General features: G+C 64.8%; 20 protein-coding genes and 1 tRNA gene. 11 read left to right on the forward strand and 10 right to left on the reverse strand.

Translation table 11 applies throughout. The annotated features are described in order from the left end of the window. Positions 1-40 precede the first annotated feature (40 nt). Together ACVIN2_RS24350 and ACVIN2_RS24355 are read left to right on the forward strand one after the other, a co-directional pair. The gene (locus tag ACVIN2_RS24350; protein WP_456767501.1) at positions 41-955 is read left to right on the forward strand and encodes a caspase family protein; all 915 of its coding nucleotides are present in this window, start codon (positions 41-43) and stop codon (positions 953-955) included. Positions 956-1031: 76 nt separating this feature from the next. Further along, complete coding sequence (locus ACVIN2_RS24355; RefSeq protein WP_456767502.1) at positions 1032-1874, forward strand: hypothetical protein; 843 nt, start codon at positions 1032-1034, stop codon at positions 1872-1874. 32 nt (positions 1875-1906) lie between these two features. On the opposite strand, the gene ACVIN2_RS24360 is transcribed toward ACVIN2_RS24355, so the two are convergent. Beyond that, on the reverse strand, positions 1907-2335 hold the full coding sequence (locus ACVIN2_RS24360; RefSeq protein WP_456767503.1) for an Ig-like domain-containing protein: 429 nt from the start codon (positions 2333-2335) through the stop codon (positions 1907-1909). A gap of 400 nt (positions 2336-2735) precedes the next feature. Here ACVIN2_RS24360 and ACVIN2_RS24365 point away from each other — a divergent pair, with 400 nt between their 5' ends. Then, positions 2736-4490, forward strand: coding sequence for a caspase family protein (locus ACVIN2_RS24365; protein ID WP_456767504.1), 1755 nt, complete (start codon positions 2736-2738; stop codon positions 4488-4490). Between the two features lie 62 nt (positions 4491-4552). Here ACVIN2_RS24365 and ACVIN2_RS24370 read toward each other — a convergent pair whose 3' ends face one another. The 3 genes from ACVIN2_RS24370 to ACVIN2_RS24380 all read right to left on the reverse strand — a co-directional run bounded on the left by ACVIN2_RS24370 (position 4553) and on the right by ACVIN2_RS24380 (position 5527). Then, positions 4553-4786, reverse strand: a complete 234-nt coding sequence (locus ACVIN2_RS24370; protein WP_456767505.1) for a hypothetical protein — start codon at positions 4784-4786, stop codon at positions 4553-4555. 161 nt (positions 4787-4947) lie between these two features. Beyond that, complete coding sequence (locus tag ACVIN2_RS24375) at positions 4948-5250, reverse strand: hypothetical protein (RefSeq protein WP_456767506.1); 303 nt, start codon at positions 5248-5250, stop codon at positions 4948-4950. 192 nt (positions 5251-5442) lie between these two features. Beyond that, a tRNA-Leu gene (locus ACVIN2_RS24380) sits at positions 5443-5527 on the reverse strand. 155 nt (positions 5528-5682) lie between these two features. Here ACVIN2_RS24380 and ACVIN2_RS24385 point away from each other — a divergent pair. Next, positions 5683-6222 carry a disulfide bond formation protein B gene (locus ACVIN2_RS24385; RefSeq protein ID WP_456767507.1) on the forward strand — a complete coding sequence of 180 codons (540 nt, stop codon included), beginning with the start codon at positions 5683-5685 and terminating at the stop codon, positions 6220-6222. Positions 6223-6225: 3 nt separating this feature from the next. Here the strand turns inward: ACVIN2_RS24385 and ACVIN2_RS24390 are convergent, their stop codons facing one another. Beyond that, entirely contained in the window at positions 6226-7311 is a 1086-nt protein-coding gene (locus tag ACVIN2_RS24390) for an AbrB family transcriptional regulator (protein WP_456767508.1), read from the reverse strand. Between the two features lie 97 nt (positions 7312-7408). Beyond that, positions 7409-7690: a PsiF family protein gene (locus ACVIN2_RS24395; RefSeq protein ID WP_456767509.1), complete on the reverse strand. Its 282-nt coding sequence runs from the start codon at positions 7688-7690 to the stop codon at positions 7409-7411. A 202-nt stretch (positions 7691-7892) separates the two neighbouring features. Between ACVIN2_RS24395 and ACVIN2_RS24400 the strand changes: the two genes are divergently transcribed. After that, positions 7893-8384, forward strand: coding sequence for a hypothetical protein (locus ACVIN2_RS24400; protein WP_007615347.1), 492 nt, complete (start codon positions 7893-7895; stop codon positions 8382-8384). Between the two features lie 47 nt (positions 8385-8431). On the opposite strand, the gene ACVIN2_RS24405 is transcribed toward ACVIN2_RS24400, so the two are convergent. After that, positions 8432-8980: a TetR/AcrR family transcriptional regulator gene (locus tag ACVIN2_RS24405; protein ID WP_027565649.1), complete on the reverse strand. Its 549-nt coding sequence runs from the start codon at positions 8978-8980 to the stop codon at positions 8432-8434. Between the two features lie 109 nt (positions 8981-9089). On the opposite strand from ACVIN2_RS24405, the gene ACVIN2_RS24410 reads away from it, so the two are divergent. The 3 genes from ACVIN2_RS24410 to ACVIN2_RS24420 all read left to right on the forward strand — a co-directional run bounded on the left by ACVIN2_RS24410 (position 9090) and on the right by ACVIN2_RS24420 (position 10756). Then, positions 9090-9518: an acyl-CoA thioesterase gene (locus ACVIN2_RS24410; protein WP_456767510.1), complete on the forward strand. Its 429-nt coding sequence runs from the start codon at positions 9090-9092 to the stop codon at positions 9516-9518. Positions 9519-9521: 3 nt separating this feature from the next. Continuing rightward, positions 9522-9998, forward strand: a complete 477-nt coding sequence (locus tag ACVIN2_RS24415; RefSeq protein WP_456767511.1) for a PaaI family thioesterase — start codon at positions 9522-9524, stop codon at positions 9996-9998. A gap of 98 nt (positions 9999-10096) precedes the next feature. Then, positions 10097-10756, forward strand: coding sequence for a DsbA family protein (locus ACVIN2_RS24420; protein ID WP_456767512.1), 660 nt, complete (start codon positions 10097-10099; stop codon positions 10754-10756). 82 nt (positions 10757-10838) lie between these two features. Here the strand turns inward: ACVIN2_RS24420 and ACVIN2_RS24425 are convergent, their stop codons facing one another. The 3 genes from ACVIN2_RS24425 to ACVIN2_RS24435 all read right to left on the reverse strand — a co-directional run bounded on the left by ACVIN2_RS24425 (position 10839) and on the right by ACVIN2_RS24435 (position 13197). Continuing rightward, the gene (locus tag ACVIN2_RS24425; protein ID WP_027514183.1) at positions 10839-11045 is read right to left on the reverse strand and encodes a hypothetical protein; all 207 of its coding nucleotides are present in this window, start codon (positions 11043-11045) and stop codon (positions 10839-10841) included. 81 nt (positions 11046-11126) lie between these two features. Further along, a complete protein-coding gene (locus ACVIN2_RS24430; protein WP_456767513.1) occupies positions 11127-12197 on the reverse strand; it encodes a phospholipase in 1071 nt (356 codons plus the stop codon). Between the two features lie 28 nt (positions 12198-12225). Further along, positions 12226-13197 carry a S1C family serine protease gene (locus tag ACVIN2_RS24435; protein WP_456767514.1) on the reverse strand — a complete coding sequence of 324 codons (972 nt, stop codon included), beginning with the start codon at positions 13195-13197 and terminating at the stop codon, positions 12226-12228. 269 nt (positions 13198-13466) lie between these two features. Between ACVIN2_RS24435 and ACVIN2_RS24440 the strand changes: the two genes are divergently transcribed. The 3 genes from ACVIN2_RS24440 (at position 13467) to ACVIN2_RS24450 (ending at position 16041) form a co-directional block, all read left to right on the forward strand. Beyond that, positions 13467-14084, forward strand: a complete 618-nt coding sequence (locus ACVIN2_RS24440; protein ID WP_456767515.1) for a hypothetical protein — start codon at positions 13467-13469, stop codon at positions 14082-14084. Further along, on the forward strand, positions 14081-14470 hold the full coding sequence (locus ACVIN2_RS24445; protein WP_456767516.1) for a hypothetical protein: 390 nt from the start codon (positions 14081-14083) through the stop codon (positions 14468-14470). Before ACVIN2_RS24440 ends, ACVIN2_RS24445 begins: the two co-directional genes overlap by 4 nt. A 152-nt stretch (positions 14471-14622) precedes the next feature. After that, on the forward strand, positions 14623-16041 hold the full coding sequence (locus ACVIN2_RS24450) for a M20 family metallopeptidase (protein ID WP_456767517.1): 1419 nt from the start codon (positions 14623-14625) through the stop codon (positions 16039-16041). Positions 16042-16054 lie beyond the last annotated feature (13 nt).

A 16054-nucleotide genomic window follows, 5' to 3' on the forward strand; every position in this document is an offset into this window, starting at 1 on the left:
AGCCTGCCTAAGGACTCCTTACGGATTGAAGCCTTGCACCATGGTCGGATTGATCCCACCGGCTCCGATGTCCCGCCTGCAGCGTCTCGCCGGCCGCGTTGCGCTGACGATTGCTCTGACCCTGGTCGCGGCGCCGACCGCGCAGGCCGACAAGCGGGTGGCGTTGGTCCTTGGCGTGTCCAACTACCAGAGCGTTGCGCGGCTGGCCAATCCCGACAACGATGCGGCTGCGATCAGCGACGTCTTCAAGCGCATGGGGTTCGAGGTCGTCGATCTGCGCCGGGATCTCGGCGTCATCGAGATGCGGCGGGCGGTGCGCGATTTTGCTGGGGTTGCCGCGGATTCCGACATGGCCGTGGTCTATTACGCCGGTCACGGCATCGAGGTGAACGGCGCGAATTTCCTGATTCCGGCAGATGCCAGGCTGCAGAGCGATTTCGACGTCGAGGACGAGGCGGTCCCGCTGGACCGGATTCTCCAGGCGATAAATCCGGCGAAGCGGCTGCGGCTCGTCATCCTCGATGCCTGCCGCGACAACCCGTTTGCGGAGCGGATGACACGCAGTGTCGCCACGCGTTCGATGAACCGCGGCCTTGCCAAGATCGAGCCTGCGACGGCGGATACGCTGATTGCGTTCGCCGCCAAGGCCGGCGCGGGCGCTGGCGACGGCGACGGTGCGCACAGCCCGTTTGCGACCGCGCTTCTCAATCATCTCGCGACGCCGGGCCTCGATCTTCGCCTGACGCTTGGCCGCGTTCGCGACGAGGTGCTGAAGAGCACGGGGCGGCGGCAGGAGCCCTTCGTCTACGGATCGCTCGGCGGCGATACCGTGGCGTCTGGTGCCGCAAATTGCCCCAAAGGTCGATCCGGACGCGGAGTCCCAGCGGGACTACGAATTTGCAGCGCAGATCGGCACAAGGGAGGCATGGACCTCGTTTCTCGGCGTTCACGGTAGCGGCCCCTACGCTACGTCTGCTCATACGGCCCTCGACAAGCTGAATGCGGCGGAGAAGGCCCGTGAAAACGCAGACTTGCTGAGGCGGCAAGCCGAACAGCAGGCGAGGCAGAAGAACGAGGACGCCAAGAAGCAGATCGAGGAGCAGGCTGCGCGCCAGGCCGAACAGGCCAAGCTTCAGATCTCCGAGCAAGCCCGGCGCGATCTGGAGAAGGAGCGCCAACGCATCGCCGACCAGGCCAAGCGCGAGCTCGACGATGCCCGGCGGCAGGTTGCGGAGGCGCGCCGGCAGGCCGAGGACGCGGCCCTTCAGGTCGAGCAGGCGAAGAAGCAGGCCGCGCTGGACGCGCAGCAGCAGATCGAGGCCGCAAGGCGCGAACAGGAACAGCGCGAGCGGGAGCGACAGGCCACACTCGCCGCGCTAACTCCGCCGGCTGCGCCCGCCCCTGCGCCGGTTGTCGTACCGGCAATGGATCCAGCGGATATTGCACGCCTGCTCCAGGCCCATCTGAAGCGCGTCGGCTGCGATCCCGGGACTACCGACGGTGCCTGGACGGCGCCGTCGCAAAAGGCGCTCGACAATTTCAACCGAAACGCCGGCACCAAATTCGACGTCAAAGTTGCAAGCCTCGACGTGCTCGATGCGGTGCGCGGCCGGCCCGATCGTGTCTGTCCGCTGGTGTGCGCCAAGGGACAAAAGGCAGAAGGCGATCGTTGCGTCCAGATCGTCTGCGACGGCAATGACGTGCTGGGTGCTCAGGGCGTGTGCCGCCGGCGTCCCGATCCGCCGCCGCAGAAGCCAAAGGCGGTATCGCGCCAGGAGCCGAAGGCGGTATCACGCCACGAGCCGAGCCCGCGCGGTCGCGCACGTCCGTCCGGCGGAGCCGATTCATGCGGAGGCAGCTGTGAGGGCGATTGAGACCGGTGCCGAGGGCACGGTGCCTCGGCAGCTCACAGGCTGGGAACGACGTTGACGTTGACTTTCAGATTCAGGAACGTGCGCTTGCCGGCACCGTCCTCGAAGTAGAGACGGCTCTCGAAGCGGTCGCTGCCGGTAAAGCCGGAGTTCGGCCGGTACACAGCCTTTGTCGAGTTGACCAGGCTGTAAGACCCGTTCGCCGGAGCGACGACGACGTCCTGGCCCACGAACGGACCCAGCGACTGGAAATTGAATCCGCAACCGCGATCCTGCGCGACCCGCATCGGGATGACGACATTACAACCCTGGCAGATGTTGAAATGCGGGCGACGGCAAGCGGTGTTGGCATTCAAACCGTGAGCGTTTTGGTAGCTCTTGTAGCCCGGGCGCATCTTGTCGGCGCTCGCAGTGTCGGAAAGCAGCAACGAGGCGGAGGTTGCGAGCGACAACACAATTGTCATGAAAGGACGGATCATTCTGAACACCCCTTGTCTGAAAACCCCTTGGCGGCCAATGAAGCAAAGCGATTTATGCCGATATAGAAGCTTAAGCGCCCGGGGGAGGCAAGTATCCCCGGAAGGTTGCAGGACGGCTTCCCAATGCTATGCCCCTTCCACTATCATTTCGGGCAGGGAGTCGCCGGCAGGACGCGGCGCGGCGGCGACCCGCCTGAAGGTCGGGCTGATATGTGACCGATGGCACAGACCTGAGGGCGGACCGCTACCGAAATAGTATTCATACAGATTGCAGCCCATTGCCGAAGCGTGGAACGAAGCCCGCATCATGGTCCGATTGAGCCCTTCAGTCCCAACGTTGCGCTCGAGCCGGTTGGCCTGCCGGCTGGCGCTATCGGTCTTGTGGATGCTGGTCGCTGCGTCGACCGCGCAGGCCGACAAGCGGGTGGCGTTGGTCCTTGGCGTGTCCAACTACCAAAGCGTCGCGCGGCTGGCCAATCCCGACAACGACGCGGCCGCCATCAGCGACGTCTTCAAGCGCATGGGGTTCGATATCGTGGAGCTGCGCCGGGATCTCGGCGTCATCGAGATGCGGCGGGCGGTGCGCGATTTTGCTGCGGTTGCCGCAGATTCCGACATGGCCGTGGTCTATTACGCCGGTCACGGCATCGAGGTGAACGGCGCGAATTTCCTGATTCCGGCTGACGCCAGGCTGCAGAGCGATTTCGACGTCGAGGACGAGGCGGTCCCGCTGGACCGGATTCTCCAGGCGATCAACCCTGCGAAGCGGCTGCGGCTCGTCATCCTCGATGCCTGCCGCGACAATCCATTTGCGGAGCGGATGACACGCAGTGTCGCCACGCGTTCGATGAACCGCGGCCTTGCCAAGATCGAGCCCGCGACGGCGGATACGCTGATTGCGTTCGCCGCCAAGGCCGGCGCGGTCGCTGGCGATGGCGACGGTGCGCATAGCCCGTTTGCGACCGCGCTCCTCAATCATTTGGCGACGCCGGGCCTCGACCTTCGCCTGACGCTTGGCCGGGTTCGCGACGAGGTGCTGAAGAGCACGGGGCGGCGGCAGGAGCCGTTCGTCTACGGATCGCTCGGCGGCGATACCGTGGCGCTGGTGCCGCCGGTTGCGCCGCCGGTCGATCCGAACGCGGGAGCCCGGCGGGATTATGAGCTTGCAGCGCAGGCCGGTACCAAGCAGGCTTGGCTTTCCTTTCTCGCCGTTCATGCCAGCGGCATCTATGCCAACTTTGCGCATGCGGCGCTCGACAAGCTCGATGCCGCCGAAAAAATCAGCGAGAACGCCGATGCCGTACAGCGGCAGGCTGAGCAGCAGGTCCGGCAGAAGAGCGACGATTTCAGGAAACAGATCGAGGAGCAGGCGGCGCGCGAGACCGAACGGGCCACGCAGCAGATCTCCGAGCAAGCCCGGCGCGATCTGGAGAAGGAGCGCCAACGCATCGCAGACCAGGCCAAGCGCGAGCTCGATGATGCCCGGCGGCAGGTTGCGGAGGCGCGCCGGCAGGCCGAGGACGCGGCAGTTCAGGTCGAGCAGGCGAAGAGGCAGGCCGCGCTCGATGCGCAGCAACAGATCGAGGCGGCGAAGCGCGAAGCGGAGCGGCGCGAGAAGGAGCGCCAGGCTACGCTTGCCGCTCTGACCCCGCCCGCCGCGCCAGCTCCTGCTCTCGCCGTGGCGCCGACTAGCGTGCCGGCGATGGATCCTGCGGACGTCGCCCGCCTGCTCCAGGCGCACCTGAAGCGCGTCGGCTGCGATCCCGGGGCGGCCGATGGCGCCTGGACGACCCCGTCGCAAAAGGCGCTCGACAGCTTCAACAGTTATGCCGGCACCAAGTTCGATGTGAAGGTCGCAAGCCTCGATGCGCTCGATGCGGTGCGCGCCCGGCCCGATCGCATCTGTCCGCTGGTTTGCGCGAGGGGACAAAAGGCGGTCGGCGAGCGCTGCGTCCAGATCGTCTGTGACAACAATTTCGTGCTGGACGCCCAGGGGGTATGCCAGCGGCGTCCCGATCCGCCGCCCCAGAAACCAAAGCCGGTATCCCGCCACGAACCGAGCCCGCGCGCGCCGTCTGCTCCGGCCAGCAACGAAGGCGGCAAATGTTATACCTATGGCGGAAAGCAGTATTGCCAGTGATACGGTTGCTCGCCCTGGGTTGAGGGCCGGCGAGATCCTCGCGTCCGTCCAGGATGGCTCCTCTACGAAGGCTCTCCCCGCGGCGGCGGGTAGCGCCGGGCCAGCGCCGACAACGGCAAGTGTCGCTCGCCCTCCGGCAGCGCCAGATAGGCGAGCACGAGCGGCCGTTTCCAGTCACCGACGCCGAAATCCATCGCCATCCATTTCTGCGGTTCGGGACCTTCGAGGCCCCGGACCCAGACGAAGAAGCGGGGGAGGTCGTTGGCTTCCATTTCCGTCGCGCGTCTCCTGGCCATCGAAGCTGCTCGCTGCATCAACATACATTGCCGCACGATATAGGGACTGGCTCTGCGAAGTCGAACCCGTCGAGGGAGGCTCGTGCAGGGAAGCACGCGGCCCTCTCCTGGCGAAGTGTCCCCAGGGATGCGGATGCGGGCCGTACGGCTACCCGCTCTCGTCACTGCCAGAGTTCGCAGGTCGCAACCCGGTTGATGTCCGCGAGCCGCCGGCTGGTGTCGCCCTCGAGGTCGAGGCTCGCGACCAGCGTGAGCAGGCGCTGATAGGCGCCATCGGCGATCTCGACCGGCAGCGGGGCCTCGTCAAAGGCCTCGACATAGCTGCCGACGAGACCGCTCAACAGACGGCACAGGCCGCGCTGTTCGGGGTCGTCGCGGCCGAGCGTCTCGAGCTTTTGCTGAAAGATCCGGAAGGTGCGCAGACCGTGGTGCTGTTGCGAAAGCCACGTATGCAGGTCGTTCATATGAGCTCCTTCGAATTGCGGAAGAAGCTACCGGTTTATACAGGTGGGATGTGACGATTGCTAGGGAGGGGAGGTACTGGACTCGTTGAACCAGTCCGCCTTCGCCAAGGCTTCGGCGGGACAGCCTTCGCTGCTTCGCATGGCTAGGATTTAGCCCGGCTTGCCAAGCCGTAGCTGCGAAGCAGCGAAGGCTGGTGCCCCTGGCCGGAATCGAACCAGCACTCCTTGCGGAACTCGATTTTGAGTCGAGCGCGTCTACCAGTTCCGCCACAGGGGCCTTCGGTCAGCCCTAAACAGGGCGTCGCGAAGCCGGCGGACTATAGCCATGGACCGGACGGGGTCAACCCGCGCCAAAGTGATCCCGCCCGTTCTCGACAGCCGCATGGGGCGGGGTTACAGCCTTGGAAAGCGACCCATCGAAAAGAGGCTGCCGTGACGACCCAGAGTGCCGCAATACCTGCATTCAAACCGGCGGCCACGAGCCCCGCGCTGGTCGCTTCGCTCGCGGTCACGCTGATTGCAGCCGCGACCATCGCGGGCGCCTGGTTCTTCCAGCTGGTGCTCGGGATCGTGCCCTGTCCGCTCTGCCTTGAGCAGCGCTACGCCTATTACCTCGCGATCCCGCTCGGCCTGCTCATCGCATTCGCGGCGCGGAGCGGTGCGCCGAGGCCGCTGCTGTTCGCGGGCCTTGCGATCCTTGTGCTGGCGAGCCTCGCCAATGCCGGGCTCGGCACCTATCACGCCGGCGTCGAATGGGGTTTTTGGAAGGGACCGACCGACTGCTCCGGTCCCGTCGTCAATCTCGGCAGCGCCACCGACCTGCTGTCGCGGCTCGACACCGTGAAGGTGGTTCGCTGCGACGAGGTGCAGTGGCGCTTCCTCGGCCTCTCGCTGGCCGGCTACAATTTGCTGATCTCGCTCCTGATGGCTGCGATCGCCGCGTGGGGATGCGTTGCAACGGCGAAGCGCTGAGGCTCAATCATCCACGTCGTCCTGCGTCCGGCCGAACAGGTGCACGATGCCGGGCGTCGCGATCGTCACGAAGACGAAACGCGAGAGGTGATGGGCGCCGACGAATATCGGATCGATGTGCAGGGTCAGGGCCAGCGCCAGCATGGCGTCCATCGCGCCCGGTGCGTAGGCGACCACGACGTCGGAGAATTTCACCTGTGTGGTGAGCGCCACGATGCCGACGAAGATCGCGGAGACGGCGATGGCGACGGCGAACGAGCCCAGCGCCGCGTTGATGTGGCCGGCGAGCGTCTTGATCCGCATCCGCGCGAAGCGGCTGCCGATCAGGGCGCCGATGCCGACCAGCGCCACGCCGCGTACCCAGTCCGGCAGGCCGCCCTCGACCCAGCCTGCGCCATGCAGCACGCTTGAGCCGATCATCGCACCGAACATCCAGCTCGCCGGAAACTTGATCAGCCGCAGGACGAGCGCCGCGGCCAGCGAGGCCGCGATCAGCTCGACGAGGTCGAGCGGCGAGGCGATGGTCGTCGTCAGCGATGGCGCGACAGAGGGCGCGACGCCGGCGAACGCCAGCACCATCGGCAGCGCCGCGGTGAGGATGATCACGCGCATGGTCTGCACCACCGCGATGCCCGGCAGGTCGGCGCCGCGCTCGACCGCCAAAATCGTGATCTGCGACAGCGCGCCGGGGCTGCCGGCGAGGAAGGCCGAGGTGCGGTCCCAGCCATGGATGCGCTGGAGATAATAGCTGGAGCCGAAAGTCGAGCAGAAGGTCGCGAGCGCGAGCAGCCCGATGGTGAGCGGATAGGCGCTGACTTGTTGAAGCAGGTGGCGCGAGACGACCGACCCTAACGAAATGCCAAGCAGCACCAGCACGGTCTGGGTCAGGATCGGCGGCAGCGTCAGCTGGCGACCGGCGATCGCAGCGATCCCGACCGCGATCATGGAGCCCGAGATCAATCCCCCCGGAAGGCCCGCGAGCAGAAACACGAGCCCCCCGGCGGTGCCGATGACAAGCGTTTCCACCGTGCTCAAGATCTTGGCACGGCTCGGCCATTCGAACGGCAGGGAGGCGGTGATTTGCTTCACACCGCCTTATCGCAAATCAGCGAGAGGCGCACAATTGCGGCCACGTCATGCCGCAATGCGCGCGCCTCTCCCGAAGCCGGCGAAAATCGTGACGGGTTTACTTCTTATCAGCAGGGGCAGCGGTCGCGCCGGCCTTGGCTTCCTTCATGCATTCGCGGCGGAATTTCTTGCGCTCCTTACCCTTCAATGCCTTGGCATCCGCCTGCTTGGAGCATTCGAGTGACTCGGCCGAGTGCTCCTTCGGCGCTTTTTTGTCGGCGGGGGCGGTAGTGGTCTTGGTGTCGGTCTTTGCTGCCGGCGCGGCGGTCTGTGCGAAGGCGGTGCCGGTGGCGAGCAGCGAGGCGAGAGCGACGACGGCGAGGCGGGAGGTGAAGGTCATTGTGCTGCACTCTATCTTGCGGGAATTGCGAAGGGCGCGAAAGTCGGCTGGCGTTGCTGAACGCGACATGAATAATTCGAACGTGGGGGATCACTATATTTTGGCGGCAGCAGCCATCGCTTCCTTGTCGCGAGCGGGCGGCACGCTAGGATAGCAATCCTCGGTTCACTTCCCTCGGGGAAGATCAAGGAGGAGACCAAGGATGACCATTCAATCAAAGTTGCTGTGTGCAGTTGCGCTGTCGGGCTTTGCCGCGCTGGTGGCGAGTGCGCCGGCGCAGGCGCTGACCTCGCAGGAGTGCAGCGCGAAATACCAGGCCGCCAAGAAGGACGGCTCGCTCGGCACCACGAAGTGGAATGACTTCCGCAAGGCCCAGTGCGGCGCGGATGCGACGCCAGCGGCTGCACCGACCGCGGCCGCTCCTGCTGCGCCCGCCGCTCCCGCCGAGCCGAAGCAGGCGAAGAAGGAGGCCGCCCCGGCTGCCGCGCCGACCCTGCCGGCCGGCCCCGCGATCTATCCGAACGCGGTCGATCCGAAATACGCCAAGGAGACCCCCGGCAAGGGACGCCTGCACACCTGCGTCGACCAGTACAACGCCAACAAGACCACCAACGGCAATGGCGGCATGAAGTGGATCGAGAAGGGCGGCGGCTATTACAGCGAATGCAACAAGAAGCTGAAGGGCGCCGCCTGAGGCTTCAAGACGACGCAGAGGCCGGAGCCTGGCTCCGGCCTCTTGCTTTAATCCAGTAGCTTCTCGGCCGATTTCGCCACGAGCTGCGATCGCTTGCGCGGGCCGCGCTCGACGAACAGCAGGCTCTGGCCGAAGATGAAGCAGTAGAACAGGAAGGCCTGCGCTTCGGCTGCCTCGGTCTCGAGGCCGGTCGCGCGATAGAGTTCGGCGACGTGCTTCAGCCGCGCCGCGTCCACGTTCGCCACCGCTGCTGCGGCGCCCTCGTCCGAGCGGGCCCATTGCCGGATCGCAAGCTCGATTGCCATCCCGTCCGGATTGAGCCGCTCCGAATAGAGCTGGATCACCGCCCTCAGCCGCTCACGGGGCTCCTGGCCATCGAGACTCGTCTGCTGCGCGATCGCCGTGGAGCGCCCCTCGCGCCAGCGCTCCAGCATGGCACCGAGCAGCGCGGCACGGTCGGCGAAGCGGCGGTAGAAGCCGCCCTTGGTGACGCCCAAATTCTTGGCGAGCACCTCGACCCGAACCCCCTCGACCCCAGATCGGGCGAGCTCGGTGAACCCTGCCTCGACCCAGACATCGCCTTTGCCGTCACTCATGCAGGAAGCCTCGCCGATTCTTGATACGGTACCGTATTGCTAACGCGGTAGGAGGTTGATACGCTACCGTATCAACAATTAAAGCCAGAAAAGGCCAGGGAGAATTGCGATGGAGCAGGAGGCGACCTATCGCGGCACGGTCTATCCGTGGCAGTGCGATCACGTCGGGCACATGAACATCATGTGGTATGTCGGCAAATTCGACGAGGCCAACTGGAATCTGTTCGCCCGGCTCGGGCTGACGCCGAGCTATCTGCGCGGATCCGGCCGCGGCATGGCCGCCGTGCAGCAGAACATCACCTACAAGCGCGAGCTGCTCGCCGGTGATATCGTCGAGATCCGCAGTCATCTGCTGGAGATCCGCGACAAATCGATCCGCTTCCGGCACGACATGACCAATGCCGAGACCGGCGAGATCGCAGCGTTCTGCGAGATCACGGGCGTGCACATGGACCGCAGCCAGCGCAAATCGGTGCCGTTCACGGACGCCATTCGCGAGATCGCCTTGAGACATCTCGCCGAGCCGGCGGAGGTCTGAGCCATGGCCGCATACGAGCCGAAGAACCCGGGCTATCGCGCGGCTGCCATCGCCATGTTCGATCGCCAGCCGGCGATGCACACGCTCGGCATCGCGATCGTCCGCCTTGCGCCGGGCGAGGCTGAACTCGCCATGCTGCATTCGCCGGCCCTCACACAGCAGAACGGCTTTGTCCACGCCGGCATCATCACCGCAGGCCTCGACAATGCCTGTGGTGTCGCCGCCTTCACCCTGATGCCGCGCGAGGCCGATATCCTCACCGTCGAGTTCAAGACCACGCTGCTCGCGCCGGCACGGGGCGAGCGTTTCGTCTTCAAGGCCGAGGTGGTCAAGCCCGGCCGCACGTTGACCTTTTGCGAGGCCAAGGCGTTTGCCGAGCACGACGGCAAGGTCACGTTGATCGCCACGATGACCGGGACGCTGATGGCAATGCTGCCGCGCGTTGCGGCTGCGCAAGCGCCGACCCCGATACCCGCATAGCGTGGCCATGACATCGGCGCCGCGACACTCTATATGAGCTGTAACAATTCCCAGTCTCGAACCGTATCGACGGAGATGGGACCGAAATGGAACGAGATATGGCTGAATTCAGGAATAGAGCCCTTGTGCCGACGCGGCGCGCGGCGCTGACGCTGATTGGAGCGGGCGCCCTTGTCGCGGGTGGGATCACCGCGGCGCGCGCGGCGACCGACGAAGACGAGGTGCTGACCGAAGCCAAGGTGCTGCGCGACCCGGATGTTCCCGTCGCCGGTAATCCCGACGGGAATATCAGCATCATCGAATGGTCCGACTACAACTGCCCCTATTGCCGCAAGCTCGAGCCCGAGTTGCGTCAGGTCATCCAGGACGACGGCAAGGTCAGGCTGGTAATGAAGGACTGGCCGATCCTCGGGCCGGTCTCGGTCACCGCGGCGCGGGCGGCGCTCGCGGCGAAATTCCAGGACAAATACCACCAGGCCCATGACGCCATGATGGGCGTCAGCTCGCGCCTGACCGAGCCGCGCATCAACGAGTTGCTCGCGGCCGCCGGCGTCGACATGGATCGGTTGAAGCGCGATCTCGCCGACCACGCCAAGGACATCGACGCCGTGCTCAAGCGCAACAACGAGCAGGCCGAAGCCTTCGGTTTCCGCGGCACGCCGTCCTTCATCGTCGGCAAGTACCGAGTGCCGGGCGTGCTCAGCATGAACGAATTCGAGCAGGTCATCGCCGACGCCCGCAAGGCCAAGATGAACTGAGCCGAGCGATATTCACCGCGCAATACGAAGGCGCCGCCGCGGACCCGCGACGGCGCCTCATTTCATTCATGATACCACGTCGTTACTTCGAGGAGATGCGGACCCAGTCCTTGTGCGCGCGATCGCGTAGCGCGTCCCAATCGGCTTTGGCGACATCCCAGTTCACGATGGTGCGATTGGTGGTCGCGACCTCGCCATTGGCGACCGACGACGTCTGCATGGAGTCGTATACATAAACGCCGCAGCCGAGCAGCAGCGCGCCCAAAATCATTCCAAGAAACATCCGCATCACGAACCTCCAATGACGGGCGATAACGTCGACCCGGATGGATTGTTCCGCGACAGTGCGGCGCAGGTAAGGAGAGGTTGTTCATTCTCCATTCAGCCACTCCACCAACTCCGCGTTGATCTCGCGTGGGTAGGTGTGGCTGAGGTCGTCGATCTCGCGATAGGTGACATTCGCGCCGGCGGCAGCGAGGGCTGCCTGCGTCTGCCGCGCGGTCTGCACCGGAAACATCCAGTCGAGCTTGCCGTGCGTGATGAAGATCGGCAGGCACTGCAGGCGCGTGGCGTCGGCCATCTCCGCCATCAGCGGGTGGAAGGTCGCCGACACCGGCGCGAGATGCGTGAAGGGCGAGGCGCCGTCAAGCCCGGTGACGTAGCAGAAGGTTCCGCCGTCGCTCATGCCTGTCAGCAGCATGCGCGAGGCGTCGATGGTCCAGCGGCTGCGCACGGTTTCGAGGATGCGGATGAGATTGGGCGTGTCGGAATCGTCACCCATCAGCGCCCAGGTCGGGCCGGTCGCGGTCGGCGCCACCAGGATCGCACCAAGACTGCGGGCGTCGCGCAGCCAGCTCCACAGAAAACTGCGGCCGTTGCCGCTGCCGCCATGCAGCGCCATCACCAGCGGCATGGCGCGATCGGGCGTATAATATTCGGGCACGTAGACCGAATAGCCGCCGCGGCTGCCGGGCTCGTTTTGATCGTGGATGATGCCGGTGTGCGCGTCCGCGCCGGTTTCGAGCCGCGACAACAGGTCGGCATTCTCGCGCATGGCGGCGTTGAGGAAGAAGCTGCTCACCGGCGGAAACTGCACGGCCAGCGGATAGAGTGCCTCCTGCGCGCGCGGCACATGGCGCAGCGCGCGGAACACCGCGACGAGGTCGCCATTGCCACGCTCGACCTCGCGCAACCCGGCAAAGGCGGCGAGCGTCTCGTCGCAGGCGCGATCGAGCCGCTGGCGCAGTCCGGTAAAATGCTCCGGCCATTCTCCGATTGCCGCGCGTGCCGTTTGCAGCGTCTCGTCGGGAGCGCCGATCGCGTTCATCACCGAGGCGAAGGCCGGCGGGTGCAGGTTGCGCTGAAAGAAGCCGAGGGCTTCCAGCGCATTGAGCAGCGGCGGCAGCACGGCCAGGATGTCGTCAACGACGGCCTCGCTCATCGTCGTTTCCCTGCTTCAGTTCGACTTGTCAGTGCAGCTTCGGCGCCTTCAAGAGCTTGAAGCGATCGGTCGAGGTCACTGTGACATCGAAGGTGACGCCTTCATGATGTACCGTCAGCGGCACGTCGACGCCGGCGGCGCCGAGGCCCCACAGCTTCTTGTAGAAGCCGGTCTGACTTGTGACCTTCTCGCCGTCGACCGCGAGGATGACGTCGCCGGTCTTGAGCTCGGCGCGGGCGGCGGGACCATTGGCGGAGATTCCGATCACCACCACGCGGTTGTCGATCTCGGTCGAAAAGAGTCCGAGCCATGGCCGTGCCGGCTTGTTGACGCGACCGAACTTGCGCAGATCGTCGAGGATCGGCTTCAACAGGTCGATCGGCACGATCATGTTGACGTGCTCGGCCTTGCCGTCGCGCTCGCGTTCGAGCTGGAGCGAGCCGATGCCGATCAGCTCGCCGCGCTCGTTGAGGAGCGCCGTGCCGCCCCAGTTCGGGTGCGCGGGATGGGTGAAGATGGCCTCGTCCAGCAGATATTCCCAGTAGCCGGCGAATTCCTGCTTGGCCACGATCTGGCTCGCGACCGAACGCGTGCGTCCCCCGGCGCCGCCGACCACGACGCGGTCGCCGAGCCGGGTCTCGGCCGAGATACCGAGCGGCAAGGGGGCAACGTCGAGCTGGCCGAGCGCCTGCACCAGGCCAAAGCCGGTGACGGCGTCGAAGCCGAGCACATGTCCCTCCACCACGCGCCCGTCTCCGACATGCAGCCACACGGACTCTGCCTCGGTGATGAGATAACCGATGGTGAGCACCAGCCCATCGTCGATCACGACGCCGTTGCCGGCGCGTTCGGTCCCCAGCGTCTCGGCGCTGAAGGCGTCCGGCGGGATGATGGCATGCAGGCCGACGACGGAGGCGAGCGCGCGGTCGAGATCGAAACCGTAATCGCTCGCACGCGGTTGATTGGCCGGCGGCACTCTCCATTCGGTCAGGGCGGGCATCGAGTTCTCCTGGCTGAGAGCATCGCTCCGCCGTGGCTAGCGGAACGACGCACGAAGCAGAATTAATCTAAGCTGCGAATGATCGATTTTAAAGACTTGTCGCGACCATTCGCAGGAGATTGAGCACGATCCTCGCAAGTCCAGGCAGGAACGCCCCTTGGATCGGTCTATTCCCCAATCCTTTCGATGGCCGGCGAGCTGCCGGGTGCGGAAGGCTATTGTCGGCCTTCTTTTGCAGACGTATCGTTCTGCGAGCCGCGGAAGAAACCATGAGCGACGACAAGAATTTCGATAGATCCACTCTGGAGTATGCGCTGGCTGAACTCGGCCGGAGGGCTTTTGCGGCCGGCCGCACCGTTGAAATCGTGATCTACGGTGGATCGGCCCTCCTGCTGACCTTGAACCGGCAGATCAACACCGGAGACGTCGATGCGGTATTTGAAGGAAACGGGGGGTTCATTAAGAAGCTGGCAGCCGAGATGGCCGAGGAGCTCGGGTGGGACGAAAACTGGTTGAACGATGGTGTGAAGGGGTGGCTGAGCAAGAGGGACGCTGATCCGGATGTGAAGGCTTTGTTTAAGACGTATCCAACTGAGGACGAGCCCGGCCTCCGGGTCTATACGGCAAGACCGGAATACCTGTTCGCCATGAAATGCCGCGCCATGCGTGTCGGTGGCGTCGAATCGAACTCAGACATCGACGATATCAAGCTCCTCGCCCGCGCCATCGGTATCAAGAACAGCCAGGACGCGTTGACGCTGGTCGAAAAATTTTATCCACAAAACATGCTTCAACCCAAAACACGGTTGGGTCTTGAGGAGATTTTTTCAAATCTCGAAGTTGGCCCCGACAATGATCAAACGCCCTCTTTGCCGAGTCAGCCATGAGCCTGTTTGACAAGAAGCCCGCAACGCTGAATGAGGTGGTTCGCCGCGCAAAAGCTGGCGAGCAGAAGTTTGACCCGTCGCTCCGCGAATTTCTCGATTGGTTTTACACGAACCCGCACGCGCGCCGGCAGGCGATCGAGGAACGGCCCGCTTCGATCGATGCCGTGCACGACGCCTATGCGGCTGCAGTGGCGGAGCACCTTGCGCGCGTTTATGGATTACAAATACCGGAATGGACCGAGGCTCACGGCAACGGGCTTCGCGAACCATTCTTCGCAGGGGGTCTGCAGTCTCTGAAGGGAGTACTGGTCGCCGAGAGCCCGACGGCCTTTCGGCGACGCCTCCTGTTCGTGAGCAAAGACGCGCTGTCGAGGCCGAGAATGTAGTCTCGCCGCGGCTTCGCGGGGCCAATCGCCTTGAGCCGTGCTATGAGACCCTGCCGGGGCCGCATGGCTGGTGTCCCCGCCCCTGCTAGGCGGACCATGCCGAAGCTGCTAACCATTGCCGCTTCGTTGACCTAGGGATCACGGACCGAAGCATGGACAACCGCAGCGACATCTGGCGTGGCATCGACACGATCAAGGCACGTTTCATCGACCTCAGCGACAAGGTCTGGGGCATGCCCGAAGTCTGCTACACCGAGGCGCGGTCCGCCGCCGAGCATCTTGCCGAGTTGCGTCATCAGGGCTTTCGCATCACCGAGCAGGTCGCGGGCATTCCGACCGCGGTGATGGGCGAATGGGGCGAGGGCGGACCGGTCATTGCCTTCATGGGGGAATATGACGCGCTGCCGGGCCTCAGCCAGGAGGCGGGCGTCGCGGAGCATCGTCCGGTCGAGACCGGCGGCCACGGCCATGGCTGCGGTCACAATCTGCTCGGCTCGGCGGCGCTGCTGGCCGCGACCGCGGTGAAGGACTGGCTTGCCGAGAACAAGGTGCCCGGCCGCGTGCGTTATTACGGCTGCCCGGCGGAAGAAGGCGGCGCGGCAAAAGCCTTCATGGTGCGCTCCGGCGCATTTGAAGACGCCGACATCGCCATCACCTGGCACCCGAGCAGCTTCTGGGAGGTGGCAGTGACGCCGTCACTCGCCAACACCCGCGCCGATTTCATCTTCACCGGCCGCACCTCGCATGCGGCGGCCTCGCCGCATCTCGGCCGCTCCGCGCTCGACGCGGTGGAACTGATGAATGTCGGCGTGAACTATATGCGCGAGCACATGCCGAGCGATGCGCGCGTCCACTACGCGGTGCTCGATACCGGTGGCATCGCGCCGAACGTGGTGCAGGCCCACGCGCGTGTGCGCTATTCGATCCGCGCCCGCGACCTGCCCGGCATGAACGAGCTGGTCGGGCGCGTGAACAAGATCGCGCAGGGTGCGGCCTTGATGACCGAGACCAAGATGGAGATGAAGATCGTTTCCGCGGTCTCCAACATCCTGCCCAATGCTCCCTTGGAGCAAGCGCTGCACCGGGTCATGGAAGAGCTCGGCCCGCCGCATTTCGACGACGCCGACAAGAACTTCGCGACCCAAATCCGCGCAACGCTGAGCGACAAGGACATCGCCGCGGTCTATTATGCGATTGGCATGGAGCCGACCGAGCGGCCGCTGGCCGACTTCCTGGTGCCGCTCGATGCCAAGCGTAACCCGCAGGTTGGCTCGACCGACGTCGGCGACGTGAGCTGGGTGGTGCCGACCGTGCAGGTCCACGCACCCACGGTTGCAATCGGCACGCCCTTCCACACCTGGCAGGTGGTCGCGCAGGGCAAGAGCGCGCATGCGCACAAAGCCATGGTGCAGGCCGCCAAGGCGATGGCCGGCATCGGCATCAAGGCGCTGACGGACCCGGAGCTGATCAAGGCCGCCAAGGCTGACCTTAAGAAGCGGACGGCCAAGACGCCTTACGTCTGTCCGCTGCCAGACCACGTCGCGCCGCCGCTCGACATGTCCGTGGCGTAGAATTTCGCCTCGA

This window comes from Bradyrhizobium sp. USDA 3650, assembly GCF_054057395.1.